The organism is Blautia luti, from assembly GCF_033096465.1.
Taxonomy (GTDB): Bacteria; Bacillota; Clostridia; order Lachnospirales; family Lachnospiraceae; genus Blautia_A; species Blautia_A luti.
In genome coordinates this window covers 1211536-1231000 of sequence record NZ_AP028156.1, presented here as the reverse complement: position 1 = coordinate 1231000, position 19465 = coordinate 1211536, and the positions used below count along the sequence as shown (strand labels likewise).

Below are 19465 nucleotides of genomic sequence, written 5' to 3'. Positions count from 1 at the left end.
CTGTTATAATTAACTTGTGAAAAAAATTAATAACATAATTTATTCTAACCCAAAACAGGCAGTTTTGCCAATGCTAATTCAAGATTATCTGGACATCTGTGATCCAGTGCTGACTTTTGACAGATTTATGGGAGAAATCGAACTGGAGAAATATCTGAAAAATATTCCGCAACATTATACAGGAAGATTTAGATATGCCCCGGTCAGTATGCTGAAGACAGTTTTGTTTGGATTTATGGCGAATGGCTATATATCGTTACGTGAGCTGGAGGATCAGTGTAAAGTCAATCTCCGCTTTACGTATCTTATGGACCATCAAACCCCTTCTTATCGTACCTTCGGCTACTTCATTAATGAGGTGCTTGCTGATTCCATTGAAGAAATATTTCGAGACATAAACAAAAAAATCTTCGAGACAGAACATGTGGATCTCCAACATCTATACATCGATGGTTCCAAGTTTGAAGCAAATGCAAATAAATATTCCTGGGTGTGGAAAAAAGCCACAGAAAAATCCAGATACCGGCTCTTTGATAAGATTACTGAACTCTTTAAGGAAATCAATGAAGAGCTGTCATGTACAGGGATAAAGCTTTGTATCAATAGTGAGTATGCACCAGAGTATTTAAAAGAAGCTGCCGAGCAGTATGCTGAAGCCTGGCAGATTGATGAAACGATATTTGTTCATGGTAGAGGACATCGTAAAACTACGCAGCAGCGTCATTATGAAAAACTCAGGGAGTATACAACCAAGTTGGAAGAATATGTAGAAAAAATAAAGATCTGCGGAGAAGAGCGCAACAGCTACTCAAAAACAGACCATTCGGCCACTTTTATGCGAATCAAGAAAGACTACATGGGAAATGACCAGTTGCTTCCAGCCTATAATATACAGGTCGGTGTTGCAGATGAGTACATTGCTGTTGTCGATGTAAATCAGTATCGCTCAGATATGGATTGTTTTATTCCATTGATGAACAAGTTTTATACGACATATGGCTTTTATCCGAAATATCCAGTGGCAGATGCCGGATATGGTTCTTACAATAATTACATCTTCTGTGAGCAGCATGGAATGAAAAAATATATGAAGTTCCCTATGTTCAAGAAAGAGACTACTGACAAGAAGTATCATGAAGATCCATTTCGTGCAGTAAATTTTCCAATCGGGAAAGACGGGATTATGCGTTGCCCAAACGGGAAAAGATTTTACCTTCAGTATCAAAAAAACGTAAAGGGAAACAAGTATGGGCGTCAGGAAGAAGTGTATCAGTGTGAAGATTGCTCCAGCTGTCCATACGCAGAACAATGTAAAAAGACAAATAAAAACCGTACTGTTCGGATCAACCGCGAACTTACAGCGATGCATCAGGAAGTGATAGAAAATCTCGAAAGTATCCAGGGAGCACTTCTGAGGATGAACAGATCCATCCAGGCAGAAGGTACTTTTGGTATCATGAAAAACGATCGGTGGTACAAAAGAATTGTCCGAAGAGGAATAAAATCTGTACTGCTCGAAGTATTTCTTGTTTCTATCGGACACAATCTTTATAAATATCACAACAAACAGAAAAAAGGTGCAACTGCCGCATAGGATTTCATAATAGCATTCTTATGGGGTAAGGGGAACTATATCCTTTTTTATGTAATATAACTACTATTACATCCATAAGCAAAAGGACGCATGAAAAAACTCTCGTTTTTTCACACGCCCTTTTTATTTATCCATCCGTATTTAACACAAGATTAGGCTTCTATTCAACTTCTGAAAACTGATCTTTTCCAACATTACATAATGGACATTCAAAATCTTCCGGAACATCCTCCCACTTTGTTCCTGGTGCAATACCACCTTCAGGATAACCTTCCTCTTCATCATATTCCCATCCGCAAACGTCACATACATATTTCATTAGTTTGTTCCTCCTTATAAATATATTACTGTTGTATCTGAATTATTTTGTAATCTTAGCACGAATGTCAAGTGTTTTTAGCATTTCCAAAACCCATGACGATTGCAGTATGCGTATACTTCTTCTACATATTCTCCACCACAGAGGCAGAAATCCGCAATAGGTTCCTATCACGGAATTAACTGTTTTCTATAAATACCTTGATTTGTATTTAGTGTAATCCATTCCATGCTTATTAGGATTCATTATTAATTATAATTATATATCAATATTAATTTATTATCAATCAATAGTAGTAACAATTCTTATTGTTATAATAAATTAACATTACTGACTACTTTTTGTTTTAATCATTTAATCATCCTTTTTTCGTTCAAAAACATATTCTACATCTGATGATAAATCAGAACGGAATGAATAACCTAGTCTATCAAATTTCTTAATATCCTCGGGATTTTCAATACTGTTTTCAGCCATGAACCTAACCATTTCACCACGAGCCATCTTAGCATATGTACCTTTTGTCACCAGTTTATCTCCTGATAACTCACAAAATGTAATCGTAATATATCTGTCCTGTTGTGTCAGATATTTTTCTATACATTTAGAGTATTCTTTTGATGCTAGATTGATTATAACCCTGCTGTTATCAATCACTGAGCGGTACAATAAATCTCCCCAGTACTCATACAGATTTTTTGTTTCCCCTATTCCAACCTTCGCCTGCATTTCCAAACGATAAGGCGTCACACCATCTCTTGGTTTTAACACACCATAAAATGCAGATATTATTCTCAAATGATTTTGTACATACTCGAACTGACTGTCCTCAAACACGGATGGAGCCATATATTGAAAAGCAATTCCTTCATATGATAACACAGCTGGAGTAAGTAAATGATAAAGATCCATGTTTTCAAATCTATTGAAGTTCTGTTCTGTAATTTTGTCATTACATTTCCAGATGGTCTTCAATTCTTCTTTTGACTTACTTTTCAACCAACTCTGTATCTCAGTCGTCTTTTCAATAAATTCAGGCAATGCATCCGGTGCTATGCTGTCAATATCTGTAATCATCTTTTTAGCAGGGGATAATATTATCTTCATTAATCTAATTCCTTAAGCATATTTTCAGGATCATCTGCAGCCTTGACTTTATCATTTGCCTTTATAATAATCCCCTGTTCATCAATAAGATATGTGGTTCTTACTACTCCCATAGAGACTTTTCCATAATTTTTCTTTTCTTTCCATACATCATAAGCTTCAATAACTTTCCGCTCTGAATCTGCTAAAAGTGTAAATGCCAATCCATATTTTTCCTCAAATCTCTTATGAGAGGATACAGAATCCTTACTGATTCCAAGAATAACTGCACCTTTTTCGGTAAACTGAGGGTATCTCTCGGAAAAACCACATGCCTGTTTCATGCATCCCGCTGTATTATCCTTGGGATAGAAATATAAAATCACTTTTTTTCCTGTATAATCCGATAATCTATGTATTTTCCCATTTTGATCGGGCAACTCAAAATCAGGTGCCTTAATTCCTACTTCCAACATTATTTATCCCTCCCTATCTGTAACTTTCTCTTTTTTTGCCTTTTCTTTTCTATTACCAGTAATTATTTTATGACCTGTATATATCGCCATTACCATACATAACATAGAACGTGACATGCTCTCGCCACTTAAATCTTACAGATTTTGAAGTGGGAGCTTCCTGCTCAATTGCCCTTCAGGGCAAAGCTAAAACAGGCTATCCCCGCGTGTCCCGCGGTTCTTTTTTATCCGGTTACGGATCTTTTCTGTGCTATTATGCACATTTTTTATATATTCTTTTTCCTTCTTTCAGAATATTGACCGCTGCATTCACATCCCGGTCCATCCGGTTTCCACATTCGCATAGGTATATCCGTTCTGATAATGCCAGCTCTTTCTTCTTATGTCCGCATACGCTGCATATCTTACTGGATGCAAAATATCTGTCTACTTTTATCAGATATTTTCCACGTTCTTCCAGCTTATATCCAAGCATGGAAAGGAACTGACCGTATCCGTTATCCTGTATCCCTTTTCCGAAATGCAGGCCTCCGGCTATCCCCCTCAGGTTCAGATCCTCCACACATACTGCGTCATAGTCTTCTGCAAGGCTGTGGCTGAGCTTATGCTGGAAATCCTTCCTCTGGTTCTTTATCTTTTCGTGATATAAAGCAACCTTTTTCTTCTGTTTCTGATAGTTACGGCTGCCCTTTTCACATCTGGAAAGTTTTCTCTGTTCCCGGGCAAGTTTTTTCTCTGCATTCCGGTAAAACATGGGATATCCGGCCCTTTCACCGGTGGAAAATACACACATTCCATGCATGGCAAAATCAATCCCCAGAAATTTTTCCGCCTGTCTTTTCTCCGCTGTTTGGTTTTCACAGTCGAACAGCAGGCTGGCAAAATATTTTCCGGATGGTTCCCTGCTCACAGTCACTGATTTCAGCTTCCATTCCTCCGGGATCATACAGTGGAGTTTTATTTTTACCGGCTGCATCTTTGGCAGTTTCAGGAACCTGTCCTGCAGACAGATATTCCCATTTACCATATTTGTTGTATAAGATTTCCGCGAGTGCTTTTTTGATTTATAATGCGGAAAGCCCACTCCCGGTTCCTGGAAAAATTTCCGGAAAGCCCCTTCCAGATTTAACTGTACATTCGCCAGCGCAAGAGAATCCACCTCTTTCAGCCATGGATATTCTTTTTTATATCCGGTCGGCGTATTTTTCAGCATCTTTTTTTCTTCCTGATAATAACGGATCTTATCCGCAAGCATCCGGTTATAAAGAAAACGACTGCAGCCGATCGTCTTCTCTATCTGGGTTATCTGTTCTTTATTTGGATAGATCCTTATTTTTACTGCTCGGTTTATCTTTCTCACCCTGACTCTCTATATACTGATGGATTGTTTCAACAGGTGCTATATTTCAAAGATTTCTTTTGTTCTCTCTGACATCTTATCGTCCAGCATCTTTCTGCCATATTTCATAACCATGATCAAACAAAAACACTGAATGAGAATTATTATCTAAACTCATTATGTGCACTCACTTATTGCTTATTTCAACCGTCCAAATTTCAAGAGCATATTGTTCTTTTTTCTATTATAATATATTTATTGTATCAGAACAAGTGTTTTTGCGGTTTTTTATGAATTTGAGCAGACATGCTCGAATGTGCAATTCATCCCATCACCTATAGTGAGGGAATTCTTGCTACGGTTGTTAAAAAAAATGGGTTGATCCATTGCATAGGCAACTGGCATATCAAGATAATCAACCTTGTTCATTTTTTCTCCATCGATAGAAATTACTCCCGTATAATTTTTATCATAATTCGAAAGTATATTCAAAAGGGTAGTCTTTCCAGCTCCATTTCTTCCAACAAGTCCATAAATACAAGTATTTTCAAATGTATAGTTTAAGTTCGAAAAAACGACTGTTTCACCATATTTTTTAATTAAATTTGAAATCTGAATCATAAAATTTCTTTTCCTCTCAAATCCATTTTTGTCAATCCGACTACTAACAATCCCATAAAGACTGCCGTATTCACAAATAAAAGTACAACAACACTTTTTACCACTCCGAAAGTAAAAAGTATTGAGAAAATTTCTACTGACAATACAATAAAACACATATAATTTGTCAAATACTCTGTTATAATTTTTCCATAATAATTGTTCATCTGTAATTTGGCATAGATAAAAGGTTTTAATAAATAACGGATTATAATGCAGATAACCGGACAAATAAAAATCCAATTTTTATTCACCAAAGATGTTGCCACACCTTTACTCCATTGTACCGGAATTTCTGTCGGCAGCTTAGAATAAGACAACGCCCCAATAATCAAGCATAGTACGGTAATCGTTATCCAAGTAAGCATACTTCCCCATATATACAAAAAGCTGACTGAATCTAGTTTGAAAACAGTTTGATTATCTTTCCAATAATCCTGCAACTCTGTTACATATTGTTCTACCTGTAATTTTTCATAACTAATACTTTCTTCACCCAACATTTTTTCGCACATGAGTTTTGCCTTATTCAAATCAGTAATCTGACTATTTAATATTTCATTCTGCCTCTCAAGCGTTTCCTGCAATGTTACTTTTCCAGATATAATGCTTCGTATATCCTCAATAGAAATTCCTAATGTACGCAGATATGCAATCTTCTTTATATTTTCCACATCATTTTCTGAATAATCTCTATAACCATTACTTTCGTTTCTTGAAGGCTCAATGAGTTTTTCCTTTTCATAAAAACGAACATTAGAACGGGATAAACCTGTTCGTTCTTCTACGTCTTTTATTTTCATGTTATGCACTCCTTTCAAGCAACTCTATTTTATCTTAAGAATAAGCTATAAACAAAGTTTACAGTCCAGCATTTATCCAAAATCTCTTCTTTTTTAGTTATAAATCAATTCAGCATTCACAACCGCTCTTGCTCTACTCCAAATATTATTCATTTCTCCTACCCAAGCCACCTGATCATTTGCTTTAAGTTGTTCGGTAATACCTTCACTCTCTGCCATCTGCTCTACAATCCTTTCAAAGCGTTTCTGTGCCTGTTCTTCTATATCAGCCAAATAATCATTCAACCTTCCACTTGTAAGCAGATTCAGATATACACCTCTACGATATTCTTTGTGACCGTAAAGATTCGGTCTTTCTTCTTCAATCCGTAAAGCATCTGCAAATATTCCTGCATTTCTTCACAGAGGAACTTCAGCATTTTGATCATACGATTACTTTTCTTTGTTTTCGGTGTGGTAATCACATCTTCGCCGTGTAATCGCTGATAGGACTACGCTGGGTTTACTAAGTATTTTTGTTTATTTAAACTAAACTACAATTATTGTAATACCCGAAACACCCGAAAATCACTTCAAAAAAAACAAAGGTGCCACTTCCTGACGTCCTTTTCCGTCAGACAATAGCACCTTTCTCATATTTTATCTTATTTTTACAGATAGGAATATCCCATCAGCGATTCATCTACCGCTTTCGCAGCTTCTCTGCCTTCACGGATCGCCCATACTACCAGGGACTGGCCTCTGTGCATGTCTCCAGCAGTGAAGACTTTGTCTACTGAGGTCTGATACTGCTCTGGTTTTGTATCTACATTGGTTCTTCCATTGATGGCTACCTTAAATGCGTCTGTTACATATTTCTCACTGCCAAGGAAACCGGCTGCGATAAGAACTACGTCTACAGGGATGACTTCTTCTGTTCCTTCTACAGGTACCATCATCATACGTCCTGTCTTTGGATCTTTTTCGCTCTTTAATTTCGTGAGTTTTGCCTGGCAGACGTTTCCGTTTTTGTCTTTGATAAACTCGGTAACCGTAGTCTGGTATACTCGTGGATCATGTCCGAATACAGCAATGGCTTCTTCCTGACCATAGTCTGTTTTGAGAACTCTCGGCCACTGCGGCCATGGATTGGATGGTGTTCTTTCCACTGGTGGCTTCGGCATCATCTCTAACTGGATCACAGATTTGGCACCCAGACGGATAGAAGTTCCCACACAGTCATTTCCTGTATCACCACCACCGATGACCAGAACATTTTTTCCTTTGGCAAGTTCATATGGAACTTTGGCAAAATCAGAGTCCAACAGCGCTTTTGTTACCTGTCCCAGGAAATCTACTGCGAAATAAATTCCTTTTGCATCCCGTCCCGGAACTTTAATGTCTCGTGGATTGGATGCTCCGCAGGCAAGGATGACGCGGTCGAACTGTTTCAGAAGTTCTTCTGCTTTGATGTCCTTTCCTACGTTTACATTTGTAACGAATTTAACTCCCTCTTCTTCCATAAGATGGATTCTTCTGTCAACAACAGCTTTGTCCAGCTTCATGTTAGGAATACCGTAACGGAGAAGTCCGCCTACACGGTCTTTTCTTTCAAATACAGTTACGCTGTGGCCTCGTCTGTTTAACTGCTGAGCTGCTGCCAGTCCGGAGGGACCACTTCCGATGACTGCAATAGATTTGCCTGTGCGTACTTCCGGGATCTGTGGGGTTACCCATCCGTTCTCATAGGCTGTCTCGATGATCGCACGTTCGTTTTCTTTGGTGGATACCGGTTCTCCGTTTATATTACAGGTGCAGGCTGCTTCGCAGAGTGCAGGGCAGACACGTGAAGTAAATTCCGGGAAACTGTGTGTCTTGCTCAGTCTTAAGAATGCCTGTTTCCAGTTGCCTGTATAAACCAGATCGTTTGTCTCAGGTACAAGGTTATGCAGAGGGCAGCCGGATGCCATACCGCCAATCATCATACCTGACTGGCAGAATGGGACACCGCATGCCATGCAGCGTGCGCCCTGAAGTTTCTGTTTTTCTTTATTTAAAGGTGTCCTGAATTCTTTGAAATTTGCAATGCGGACCTTTGGCGGCAGAACCTTTGCCGTCTCTCTTTTATACTCTAAAAATCCCGTAGGTTTTCCCATGATTTCCTCTCCTCTCTCAATGCTTGGCGCCAATACTTTCGTAGAACGCTTCCATCTGTGCCTGCTGACTGTTCAGACCTTTTTCTTCCAGTTTTGCACTTAAAGTGATCATCTTCTTGTACTCATTCGGAATGAGTTTCTTAAAGTGCGGCAGATAATAATCAAAGTCAGCCAGAACTTTCGCACCGAGTTTGGAACCTGTTGCTTCTACATGAGCTTCAATCAGGTCGCGAAGTTCTTTTTTGTCATATTTGTTTTCCACTTTTTCGATGGAAATCATGGCTTTGTTCAGATTCTTGTAAAGAACATTATCCACATCCAGTACATATGCGATACCGCCGCTCATACCTGCTGCAAAGTTCTTGCCAGTCTTACCAAGTACGACTACGCGGCCACCTGTCATATATTCACAGCCGTGCTCTCCTACACCTTCTACAACTGCGGATGCACCGGAGTTACGGACTGCGAAACGCTCACCTGCAACACCATTGATAAATGCAGTACCACTGGTTGCACCGTAGAGGGCAACATTACCTACAATAATATTCTCTTCTGCTTTGTATGCAGCTTTTTCCGGAACCTTCAGGATCAGTTTACCACCGGAAAGTCCTTTTCCGAAGTAGTCATTACTGTCACCGGTCAGTTCCAGTGTAAGTCCTTTGGGGATAAATGCACCGAAGCTCTGTCCGCCGGCACCGTTGCAGTGTACAGTGATGGTGTCATCTGCAAGTCCGTTTTTATTCTTTCTGGTAATCTCTGCACCAAGGATGGTTCCGAATGTACGGTCAATGTTTGTCAGATTTACAGAAAGCTCTGTTTTCTGACCTTTATTGATTGCATTTGCGCATTTTTTAACCAGAACTTTTTCATCCATGGTTTTTTCCAGTTCGAAATTATATACAGCCTTCGGGTCAAAGGTAACTTTCTGATCTTTGCCTGCAAATGGATTGTTCAGGATTGCACTTAAATCTACTTTACCCTGATGTGGTTCTGGTACATTGTCTGTCTGAACCAGAAGATCTGTACGTCCAACCATTTCGCTGACTGTACGGAATCCCAGTTTAGACATATACTCTCTTAATTCCTGTGCGATAAAGCGCATGAAATTCTCTACATATTCCGGTTTTCCTTTAAATCTCTTGCGGAGTTCCGGATTCTGTGTTGCCACACCTACCGGGCAGGTATCCAGGTTACATACACGCATCATTACACAGCCCATGGTTACAAGAGGAGCTGTTGCGAAACCGAATTCCTCTGCACCCATCAATGCTGCGATTGCAACGTCACGGCCACTCATAAGCTTACCGTCAGTCTCAATGCGGACACGATTTCTCAGACCGTTTTTAAGCAGTGTCTGATGTGTTTCTGCAAGTCCCAGTTCCCATGGAAGTCCTGCATTGTGGATAGAACTTCTTGGAGCTGCACCTGTACCTCCGTCATAACCGGAGATCAGGATCGTCTGTGCGCCTGCTTTGGCAACACCTGCTGCAACTGTGCCCACGCCTGCTTCAGATACCAGTTTAACAGAAATATCTGCATATTTATTTGCATTCTTAAGATCATAGATTAACTGTGCCAGGTCCTCGATAGAATAGATATCGTGGTGCGGTGGCGGGGAAATCAGGCTGACACCCGGTGTAGAATGACGGGTTTTGGCAATCCATGGATATACCTTCTTTGCAGGAAGATGTCCGCCTTCACCAGGTTTTGCACCCTGTGCCATCTTGATCTGGATTTCTCTTGCAGATACAAGATAACGGCTGGTTACACCGAAACGTCCGCTGGCAACCTGTTTGATTGCGGAGCATCTGTCATCGCTGCTTCCTGCAGAATCCAGTCTCTCGTCACTTTCACCGCCCTCACCTGTATTGGATTTTCCATGGAGGTGGTTCATGGCGATTGCCAGTGTCTCATGTGCTTCCTGTGAAATGGAACCATAGGACATGGCACCTGTCTTAAATCGTTTTACGATATCATCTACACTTTCTACTTCTTCAAGCGGAACCGGTGTCTCGGCAAACTTAAAGTCCAGAAGTCCTCTTAAGTTTCCGTGGTTTTCTTTATCTACCAGATCTGTGTACTGTTTGAACAGATCATAGCTTCCTGTCCATGTGGACTGCTGCAGAAGATGGATGGTCTGAGGATTGTAACGATGTTCCTCTCCCTGGCTTCTCATCTTATGTGCACCAACGCTGTCCAGTGTTAGGTCTGTCGGAAGTCCTAACGGGTCAAATGCTTCTGAGTGAAGTTTCTCTACATTCTCTTCGATGTCTTCCAGTGTGATACCGCCCACACGGCTGACTGTACCTGTAAAGTATTTCTCGATCACATCAGAAGAGATACCAATTGCCTCAAAAATCTGAGATCCCTGATAGGACTGAATGGTGGAAATACCCATCTTGGAAGCAATCTTTACAATTCCGCTGATAACTGCATGGTTGTAATCATCTACTGCTGCATAGTAATCTTTGTCCAACATATGGCTGTCGATCAGCTCATGGATTGTCTCAAGGGCAAGGTATGGGTTGATAGCGCTTGCACCATAACCAAGTAAAGTTGCGAAATGATGTACTTCTCTCGGTTCTCCGGATTCCAGAATGATGGCAAGAGAGGTACTCTTCTTTGTTTTTACAAGGTGCTGATGAACTGCGGATACTGCCAGAAGTGACGGGATCGGCATATGGTTTTCATCTACTCCTCTGTCTGAAAGAACAAGGATATTTGCACCCTCACGAAATGCTTTATCTACTTCTACGAAAAGACGGTCAATAGCTCTCTCAAGCTTGGTGCTCTTGTAATATAAGGTAGAAACAACAGCTGTCTTGAAGCCCTCATGTTTGAAGCTCTTGATCTTCATCATATCTGTATTTGTCAGGATCGGATTGTTGATTTTTAATACCTGACAGTTTTCCGGTTTCTGCTCCAGCAAGTTTCCGTCCTTGCCAACATAAACGCTTGTGCTGGTAACGATTTCCTCACGGATCGCATCGATTGGAGGGTTAGTAACCTGTGCGAAGAGCTGTTTGAAATAGTCAAATAATGGTCTGTTCTGTTTGGAAAATACTGCAAGTGGGGTATCCACACCCATGGCTCCGATGCTCTCTGCTCCGTTTAATGCCATGTTTCTGATGGAAGTACGATACTGCTCATAAGTATAACCGAATGCTTTCTGCAGACGCGCTCTCTGCTCTGGTGTGTACTCTTCCGGTCTCTCATTCGGGATCTTGATATCCTTTAACTGTACCAGATGACTGTCAAGCCATTCACCGTATGGCTGCATTTTTGCGTAGCCCTCTTTCAGCTCATTGTCATCGATAACTTTTCCCTTTACAGTATCTACCAGGAGCATTTTTCCAGGATGAAGACGCTCTTTTAATACGATCTTCTCTTCCGGGATTGGCAGAACACCTACTTCTGAGGAAAGGATCATGTAACCATCGGAGGTAATATAATATCTGGATGGACGGAGACCGTTTCTGTCAAGGACAGCTCCCATCACATCACCGTCTGAGAAGAGGATAGATGCAGGTCCGTCCCATGGCTCCATCATGGTTGCATAGTACTGGTAGAAATCACGCTTTGCCTGTGAAATGGTATCATTGTTTGCCCATGGTTCAGGGATTGTGATCATCACTGCAAGAGGCAGCTCCATGCCACTCATTACCAGGAATTCCAGTGTATTATCAAGCATTGCAGAGTCGGAACCATTTCTGTTTACAACAGGGAGCACTTTATGAAGCTGTCCCTCCAGGTATGGAGATTCCATGTTCTCTTCTCTTGCAAGCATCTTATCTGCGTTGCCGCGGATGGTGTTGATCTCACCGTTATGTACCATGAAACGGTTCGGATGTGCTCTCTCCCAGCTTGGGTTTGTGTTGGTACTGAAACGGGAGTGTACCATAGCGATAGCAGATTCATAATCCGGGCTCTGGAGGTCTTCGAAGAAAGTACGAAGCTGTCCAACCAGGAACATACCTTTGTAAACGATGGTACGGCTGCTCATGGAAACTACATAAGTATTATCATTACTCTGTTCAAACTCACGTCTTGCAATGTAGAGCATACGGTCAAATGGAAGACCTTTTTCCACATCTTCCGGCTTTTTGATAAATGCCTGCATAATACATGGCATACATTCTCTTGCCTTGTGTCCAAGCACTTCCGGGAATACCGGGACCTGACGCCATCCAAGAAGTTCCAGGCCTTCTTTCTCAAGAATGATCTCAAACATCTTCTTTGCCTGTGCGCGTTTGATCTCGTGCTGCGGGAAGAAAAACTGTGCGATGCCATATTCTCTCTCATCGCCAATCTCAAATCCCTCTTTCTTACAGGCTTTCTTGAAAAATTTATGGGAAATCTGGAGAAGAATACCTACACCGTCACCGGTTTTGCCTTCTGCATCCTTACCTGCGCGGTGTTCCAGATGTTCTACGATCTTTAATGCATTTGCAACAGTATCGTGGGTTTTCTTGCCTTTGATATTGACAACTGCTCCGATACCACAGTTGTCATGCTCAAATTCAGGCCTGTACATACCTTGCTGCTGTTCTCTCACTTCTTTCATAATCTCCTCATCCTTTCTGTTATTCTTCATTCGTATCGCTCTGCCTAAAGTTCACAGCCGCCTGAATAAATCCTCTGAATAAAGGATGTGCATGATTCGGGCGGGATTTGAATTCCGGATGGGCCTGGGTTCCTACATAGAACGGATGCCCTGCGATCTCGATCATCTCTACGATATGGTTATCAGGGGAAGTTCCTACGATATTCATTCCCTTCTCCTGAAGTTCTTTACGGAATGCGTTGTTTACTTCATAACGATGTCTGTGACGCTCATGAATCTCCTTCTTACCAAAGAGTTCATAAGATTTGGAACCTTCTGCAAGGATACATGGATAACTTCCAAGTCTTAAGGTACCTCCAATATCTTCGATATCTTCCTGATCCGGCATTAATGCAATTACCGGGTGTTTGGTTTCCGGATTCAGTTCAATACTGTTTGCATCTTCGTATCCAAGTACATGACGGGCGAATTCTACAATTGCCATCTGCATTCCCAGACAGATTCCAAGATATGGAATCTTATGTACTCTTGCATACTGTGCTGCCAGGATCATTCCTTCTGTACCTCTGTTTCCGAAACCACCCGGAACCAGGATACCATCTACATTGTGAAGCTGCTGATCCAGATTCTTCTCTGTCAGTTCTTCGGAATCGATCCACTCAAGCTCTACTTTGGCTCTGCAGGAAATTCCGCCATGTTTCAGTGCCTCTACTACACTGAGATATGCATCATGAAGCTGTGTATATTTTCCTACAATTGCGATTTTTACTGTTTTATTCGGATTTCTCAGACTTTCTACCATTTCCTCCCAGTCACTTAAATCCGGTTTTCTGTTTTCCAATCTCAGGCTGGAAAGAACTACATCTGCAAGCTTCTCTCTTTCCATTGCAAGAGGGGCTTCATATAAATATTCCACATCCAGATTCTGAAGCACATGTGATACAGGTACGTTGCAAAATAAAGCGATTTTTTCTTTAATGTCCTCTGTCAGTTCATGTTCACTTCTGCATACCAATACATCCGGCTGGATTCCCATTCCCTGAAGTTCCTTTACGCTTGCCTGAGTTGGTTTGGTTTTCAGTTCTTCAGATGCTTTTAAATAAGGAATTAATGTTACATGGATCAGGATTGCATTGTCATGTCCCACATTGAGCTGGAACTGACGGATTGCTTCCAGAAACGGCTGGCTTTCAATATCACCAACAGTTCCTCCCACTTCGATAATGGCAATCTTGTTCTCCTCCGGTGATTTGGCGCGGTAGAAACGGCTCTTGATCTCGTTTGTAATATGAGGAATTACCTGTACGGTACCCCCGCCGAAATCCCCGTGACGTTCTTTCTGAAGAACAGACCAGTAAACCTTACCGGTTGTCACGTTGGAATTTTTATCAAGACTCTCATCAATGAATCTCTCATAATGTCCCAGATCCAGGTCTGTCTCTGTACCGTCATCTGTTACAAAAACTTCTCCGTGCTGAATCGGGTTCATAGTTCCCGGATCAATATTAATGTAAGGATCAAACTTCTGCATAGTTACCTGATAGCCTCTTGCTTTAAGAAGACGTCCCAGAGATGCTGCTGTGATACCTTTTCCTAAACCGGAAACAACTCCTCCTGTGACAAATACATATTTCACTGCCATTTTGATTTCCTCCTCCACCATCCTTGGTTTACAACAAAAAAGGCGCCAGATGCGGAATTCAGAGGGCACTTGACCCATCTGATATTCTGCATCCGACGCCTTTGTCAGATCATCATATCCTAAACAATATGTGTTTTCTTTTAAAAATATGCTATACTATAAAACATTTTTTTTCATTTGTCAATAATGAAATTCTCCGTTTTTCATCAAATCACATTATTCCCATAGGAAATCCGTCAGAATTTCCTGTTATACAAGAAAAGACAGGTCTGTAGAACTTCCTCTGCCAGGCCCGTCTTTTCTGCAATAATTATTCGGCTGTAAAATTTACGCAACTGCAAATTTCTTCAGTGTACGGTCAAATTCTTTACTCTCACCATGACATTCTACAGTCAGTACCTTCGTCAGATCCATGCTGAGGATACCGAGGATAGATTTCGCATCAATGAGAAATCTGTTATAATATATATCAATATCAAAATCACATTTCGTTGCTGCATTTACAAATTCCTGAACCTCTTCTGTTGCATTTAATTTAATTTTACTCTGTGTCATCATGATCACCCTTTCTGGAAATACGAATACATTTCTTTATTTCGTTTCCTGTACATCATTCTCGAAACAATGTACCAGTAATGATGTCTCTTCATCTGTGCTGCCACTTCAATATTGTTGTTCGGATGCTCACATTATGTTCCACATTTGTCGTTTTGTCAAGATTTTTTTCATCTTATCTTTCGCTTTTTCGGATTCTTTTCAGGTAAAAATGTATACTTTTGATGTAATTTCTTTGATGTATTTTGTATATATTATATATATTTGTTTTGAATTGGTTTTACCATTCACTGAGATTGATTCCATATCTGCGGACATTCTGATCATTTTTTCATGAAAAGTGTCAACATTTCAGGATATCCATAAACTCTGCCTCTGAATAATCAGGAATCTCCATCGGATAATTGCCATCAAAACAGGCTTTACAGAGCGGAAGTCCTCCTGCCATGCCCTCCAGATAATCTGTCTGCATATATCCCAGAGAATCTGCCCCGATCATCTTACAGATTTCTTCCTCACTGTGAGTCGCTGCGATCAGCTGGTCATTGGACGGCACATCTGTTCCGAAGTAACACGGATGAAGGAATGGCGGTGAGCTGATGCGTACATGTACTTCTTTCGCACCGGCCTCTTTCAGCATATGTATCAGATTCGCAATTGTTGTGCCTCGCACAATAGAATCATCTACCAGCACGATCCTTTTTCCCTTTACTACAGAATCCAAAACACTCAGTTTCAGATGTACACTTGACTCTCGTTCTTCCTGCGTGGGCTTGATAAAGGTTCTTCCTATATAACTGTTTTTATAAAAGGCAAAAGCAAAAGGAATCCCTGACTCTTCTGAATACCCTTTCGCTGCAGGAAGACCGGACTCCGGAACCCCGGTAACAAGATCTGCATCTACCGGATAGGATTTGGCCAGGGATTTACCGCCCCGAATCCTGGCATCATAAACTTTCACACCATCAATGGTACTGTCCAGACGTGCAAAATAAATATATTCAAATACGCAGTGAGCTTTCTTCGTAGTTGCAAGTTCCATATTGGATTTCAGTCCATCTTTCGTAATCGTGAGGATCTCACCCGGCTTGATATCACGGACAAAATCAGCGCCTACAGAAGTCAGCGCGCAGCTCTCTGATGCAATCACATAGGCATTATCCCTTTTTCCCAGACACAGCGGTTTTAATCCATAAGGATCACGAACTGCGATGAGCTTTCTCGGACTCATGACTACCAGACCATAGGCACCTTTGATCTTCTTTGCAGTTTTTAACACTGCTTCTTCTACAGTTTTCGAATGTACACGTTCTCTGGCTATATGGAACGCGATTACTTCTGAATCTGTAGTGGTATGAAAGATCGCACCATTCTGGATCAGTTCCCATTTCAGTTCAGGTGTGTTTACCAGATTTCCGTTATGTGCAAGTGCCAGTGTTCCCTTTACATAGGATAAAACAAGGGGCTGTGCATTCTCCGCTACAGAAGCTCCTGTTGTAGAATAGCGCACATGGCCAATACCGATATCTCCCTGATATTTACGTACAACATCCTGTCTCAGTACCTCACTTACAAGTCCAAGATCTTTATGAAACTGTACATTTCCACGTTCTCCCCTGGTATCAGAAACTGCAAGTCCGCAGGATTCCTGTCCTCTGTGCTGCAAAGAAGTCAGTCCATAATATATGGACGGAACCACATTGCCGCCATCCAGATCATAAATACCAAATACGCCGCACTCTTCTTTTATTCCAGCCATCTGATTTCCTCCGATTTTCGTATTTTTTGCCTTATTTTTATGACTTATTCATATGCATTCCCTTAAAATTATAATAATAGAAATAAATTTGTCAACCTATCCTTTTTTTTTCATATCTCAAAAATTTTTCCTGAATTTTTTTCAAAAAAAGCTTGACATCTGTTTTTATTTCGTTTATAGTACAGCACATAAAGCAAAGGCGCTTTGGAAAGATCCACAGAGATCGTATCCGAAGCGCTTTTTTCGTTTTATAAAAACTTTCGTTTTATAGAAAATTTTCGATGAGGAATTTTCTATGAGACGAAACCTGCAGGCAGTCACAAAGCTATTCTGCAGCGACATTACACATATTCATCATCTGAAAAGGAATCACAAACCGAAAGGAGAATACCTATATGGCACAGAATATCCCTGAACTGTATGGCAGCCTGGTCTTCAACGACAAAGTAATGAGAAGTAAACTGCCAAAAGACATGTACAAAGCATTAAAGAAAACAATCGAGAACGGTACACACCTTGAACTTGATGTTGCCAACTCCGTTGCTGTTGCAATGAAAGAATGGGCTACCGAGAACGGCGCCACTCATTATACTCACTGGTTCCAGCCAATGACAAACGTAACTGCAGAGAAACATGACAGCTTCATTTCTCCTACAGGAGATGGTCAGGTGATCATGGATTTCTCAGGTAAAGAACTTGTAAAAGGTGAGCCGGATGCTTCCAGTTTCCCGTCAGGCGGTCTTCGTGCCACATTCGAGGCAAGAGGATATACAGCATGGGATCCGACATCACCGGCATTCATCAAAGACGGAACTCTTTACATTCCTACAGCATTCTGCTCCTACAGCGGAGAAGCTCTTGATAAAAAGACTCCTCTCCTTCGTTCCATGCAGACACTTGATAAAGAAGCTACAAACCTTCTCCATATAATAGGAAATAAAGATATCAAACACGTAAATACAACTGTAGGTCCTGAACAGGAATACTTCCTGGTAGACAAGGAATTATACAAACAGAGAAAAGACCTTGTATTCTGCGGACGTACACTGATCGGCGCTCCTGCTCCTAAGGGCCAGGAAATGGAAGATCATTACTTCGGTGCTCTGAAACCTCGTGTTGCAGCTTATATGCATGACCTGGATGTAGAGCTCTGGAAACTTGGTATTCCTGCCAAAACAAAACATAACGAAGTTGCTCCTGCACAGCACGAGCTGGCTCCTGTATTCGATACAACAAACGTTGCGGTTGACCACAACCAGTTAACAATGGAAGTAATGAAGAAAGTTGCCGACAAGCACGGACTTGTATGCCTTCTTCACGAGAAACCATTTGAGGGAATCAACGGAAGTGGTAAACACAACAACTGGTCTATGATTACAGATACCGGTGTAAATATCCTTGATCCGGGAAAAACACCTGCTGAAAATACACAGTTCCTGATTTTCCTGACAGCTGTTATCAAAGCAGTTGATGAATACGCAGATGTACTTCGCATTTCTGTAGCAAGTGCAGGAAATGATCACCGTCTCGGTGCAAACGAGGCTCCGCCTGCTGTTGTATCCGTATTCCTCGGTGATGAACTGACAGAAGTATTAAAATCTATCGAAAATGACGAATATTTTGCAGGAAGCCGTGCAGTCCAGATGGATATCGGTGCAAAAGTACTTCCACATTTCGTAAAAGACAATACAGACAGAAACCGTACTTCACCATTCGCATTTACAGGGAACAAATTCGAATTCCGTATGCTTGGTTCCGAAGCTTCTGTTGCAAACCCGAACATTATCTTAAACACTGCTGTTGCTGAGTGTGTTCACCAGTTTGCAGAGCGGTTAAAGGATGTACCGGAAGACAAGATGGAGGATGCAATCCACGAACTGATCAAGAAGACAATTATTGATCATAAACGTGTTATCTTTAATGGAAACGGTTATACAGACGAATGGATCGAAGAAGCTGAAAAACGTGGTCTCTTCAACCTGAAATCTACACCGGATGCTCTTCCTCAGTGGATCGCAGACAAGAATATTGAACTCTTTACCAAATATCATATCTTCACAAAAGAAGAAATTGAATCCCGTTATGAGATCTGGCTGGAATCCTATTCCAAGATTCTTAACATTGAGTCCAATACTATGGTTGAAATGGTACAGAAGGATTTCCTTCCATCTGTATTCGCATATATCGACAAAGTTGCAGCTACTGCTGTTGCTAAAAAATCAGTTGTTTCAGATGTCAGCACAGCTTCTGAAGGAAAACTGATCAAAGAGCTGTCACAGCTTGCTGATGAGATTTCCACAGGTCTTGAGACCTTAAAAGCAGATACTGCCAAAGCACTTGCTACAGAAGATCCTCTGGCTAATGCAAAAGCATACCAGACAGTTGTTCTTTCTGACATGGATGAACTCAGAAAGTCTGTAGATGCAGCAGAAACTCTGATTCCGGATGCACTGCTTCCATATCCTACATATGACAAGCTTCTGTTTTCCGTTTAATTAACAGGTAATAACAGGGGAATATCTTTATGAACTCT

The 19465-nt window shown here is 41.0% G+C and carries 15 protein-coding genes and 2 pseudogenes; 2 read left to right on the top strand and 15 right to left on the bottom strand.

From position 1 onward, the window contains the following. Positions 1–70 precede the first annotated feature (70 nt). On the top strand, positions 71–1594 hold the full coding sequence (locus R8695_RS05655) for a transposase (RefSeq protein WP_118512485.1): 1524 nt from the start codon (positions 71–73) through the stop codon (positions 1592–1594). Between the two features lie 160 nt (positions 1595–1754). Here R8695_RS05655 and R8695_RS05650 read toward each other — a convergent pair whose 3' ends face one another. From R8695_RS05650 to purF, 15 genes and pseudogenes are all read right to left on the bottom strand, one after another. Further along, complete coding sequence (locus R8695_RS05650; protein ID WP_005339874.1) at positions 1755–1913, bottom strand: rubredoxin; 159 nt, start codon at positions 1911–1913, stop codon at positions 1755–1757. A gap of 77 nt (positions 1914–1990) precedes the next feature. Further along, positions 1991–2143, bottom strand: a pseudogene (locus R8695_RS17665) (desulfoferrodoxin family protein); the annotation flags it as partial. Positions 2144–2267: 124 nt separating this feature from the next. After that, positions 2268–3020, bottom strand: a complete 753-nt coding sequence (gene yaaA / locus R8695_RS05640; protein ID WP_118512487.1) for a peroxide stress protein YaaA — start codon at positions 3018–3020, stop codon at positions 2268–2270. Further along, on the bottom strand, positions 3020–3475 hold the full coding sequence (locus tag R8695_RS05635) for a peroxiredoxin (protein ID WP_118512489.1): 456 nt from the start codon (positions 3473–3475) through the stop codon (positions 3020–3022). Before R8695_RS05635 ends, yaaA begins: the two co-directional genes overlap by 1 nt. 3 nt (positions 3476–3478) lie before the next feature. Then, entirely contained in the window at positions 3479–3571 is a 93-nt protein-coding gene (locus tag R8695_RS17660; RefSeq protein WP_431190444.1) for a DUF6219 family protein, read from the bottom strand. Between the two features lie 157 nt (positions 3572–3728). Continuing rightward, the gene (locus R8695_RS05625) at positions 3729–4835 is read right to left on the bottom strand and encodes an RNA-guided endonuclease TnpB family protein (protein WP_331669662.1); all 1107 of its coding nucleotides are present in this window, start codon (positions 4833–4835) and stop codon (positions 3729–3731) included. A 267-nt stretch (positions 4836–5102) separates the two neighbouring features. Further along, the gene (locus R8695_RS05620; protein ID WP_154779767.1) at positions 5103–5435 is read right to left on the bottom strand and encodes an ATP-binding cassette domain-containing protein; all 333 of its coding nucleotides are present in this window, start codon (positions 5433–5435) and stop codon (positions 5103–5105) included. Next, a complete protein-coding gene (locus R8695_RS05615) occupies positions 5432–6277 on the bottom strand; it encodes a MerR family transcriptional regulator (protein WP_118331591.1) in 846 nt (281 codons plus the stop codon). Before R8695_RS05615 ends, R8695_RS05620 begins: the two co-directional genes overlap by 4 nt. Before the next feature lie 93 nt (positions 6278–6370). Continuing rightward, positions 6371–6550, bottom strand: coding sequence for a TnpV protein (locus R8695_RS05610; protein ID WP_330584717.1), 180 nt, complete (start codon positions 6548–6550; stop codon positions 6371–6373). Between the two features lie 53 nt (positions 6551–6603). Next, a pseudogene (locus tag R8695_RS05605) lies at positions 6604–6768 on the bottom strand (site-specific integrase); the annotation flags it as partial. Positions 6769–6927: 159 nt separating this feature from the next. Beyond that, the gene (locus R8695_RS05600; protein ID WP_118331589.1) at positions 6928–8412 is read right to left on the bottom strand and encodes a glutamate synthase subunit beta; all 1485 of its coding nucleotides are present in this window, start codon (positions 8410–8412) and stop codon (positions 6928–6930) included. 16 nt (positions 8413–8428) lie between these two features. Next, entirely contained in the window at positions 8429–12976 is a 4548-nt protein-coding gene (gltB, locus tag R8695_RS05595) for a glutamate synthase large subunit (RefSeq protein ID WP_154779843.1), read from the bottom strand. A 19-nt stretch (positions 12977–12995) separates the two neighbouring features. After that, positions 12996–14618: a CTP synthase gene (locus R8695_RS05590; RefSeq protein ID WP_118508685.1), complete on the bottom strand. Its 1623-nt coding sequence runs from the start codon at positions 14616–14618 to the stop codon at positions 12996–12998. Between the two features lie 327 nt (positions 14619–14945). Beyond that, on the bottom strand, positions 14946–15173 hold the full coding sequence (locus R8695_RS05585) for an HPr family phosphocarrier protein (protein WP_118508703.1): 228 nt from the start codon (positions 15171–15173) through the stop codon (positions 14946–14948). Between the two features lie 343 nt (positions 15174–15516). After that, positions 15517–16932, bottom strand: a complete 1416-nt coding sequence (purF, locus tag R8695_RS05580; protein WP_118508684.1) for an amidophosphoribosyltransferase — start codon at positions 16930–16932, stop codon at positions 15517–15519. 395 nt (positions 16933–17327) lie between these two features. Between purF and R8695_RS05575 the strand changes: the two genes are divergently transcribed. Then, entirely contained in the window at positions 17328–19427 is a 2100-nt protein-coding gene (locus R8695_RS05575) for a glutamine synthetase III family protein (RefSeq protein WP_118508683.1), read from the top strand. The last annotated feature ends 38 nt before the right edge of the window (positions 19428–19465 follow it).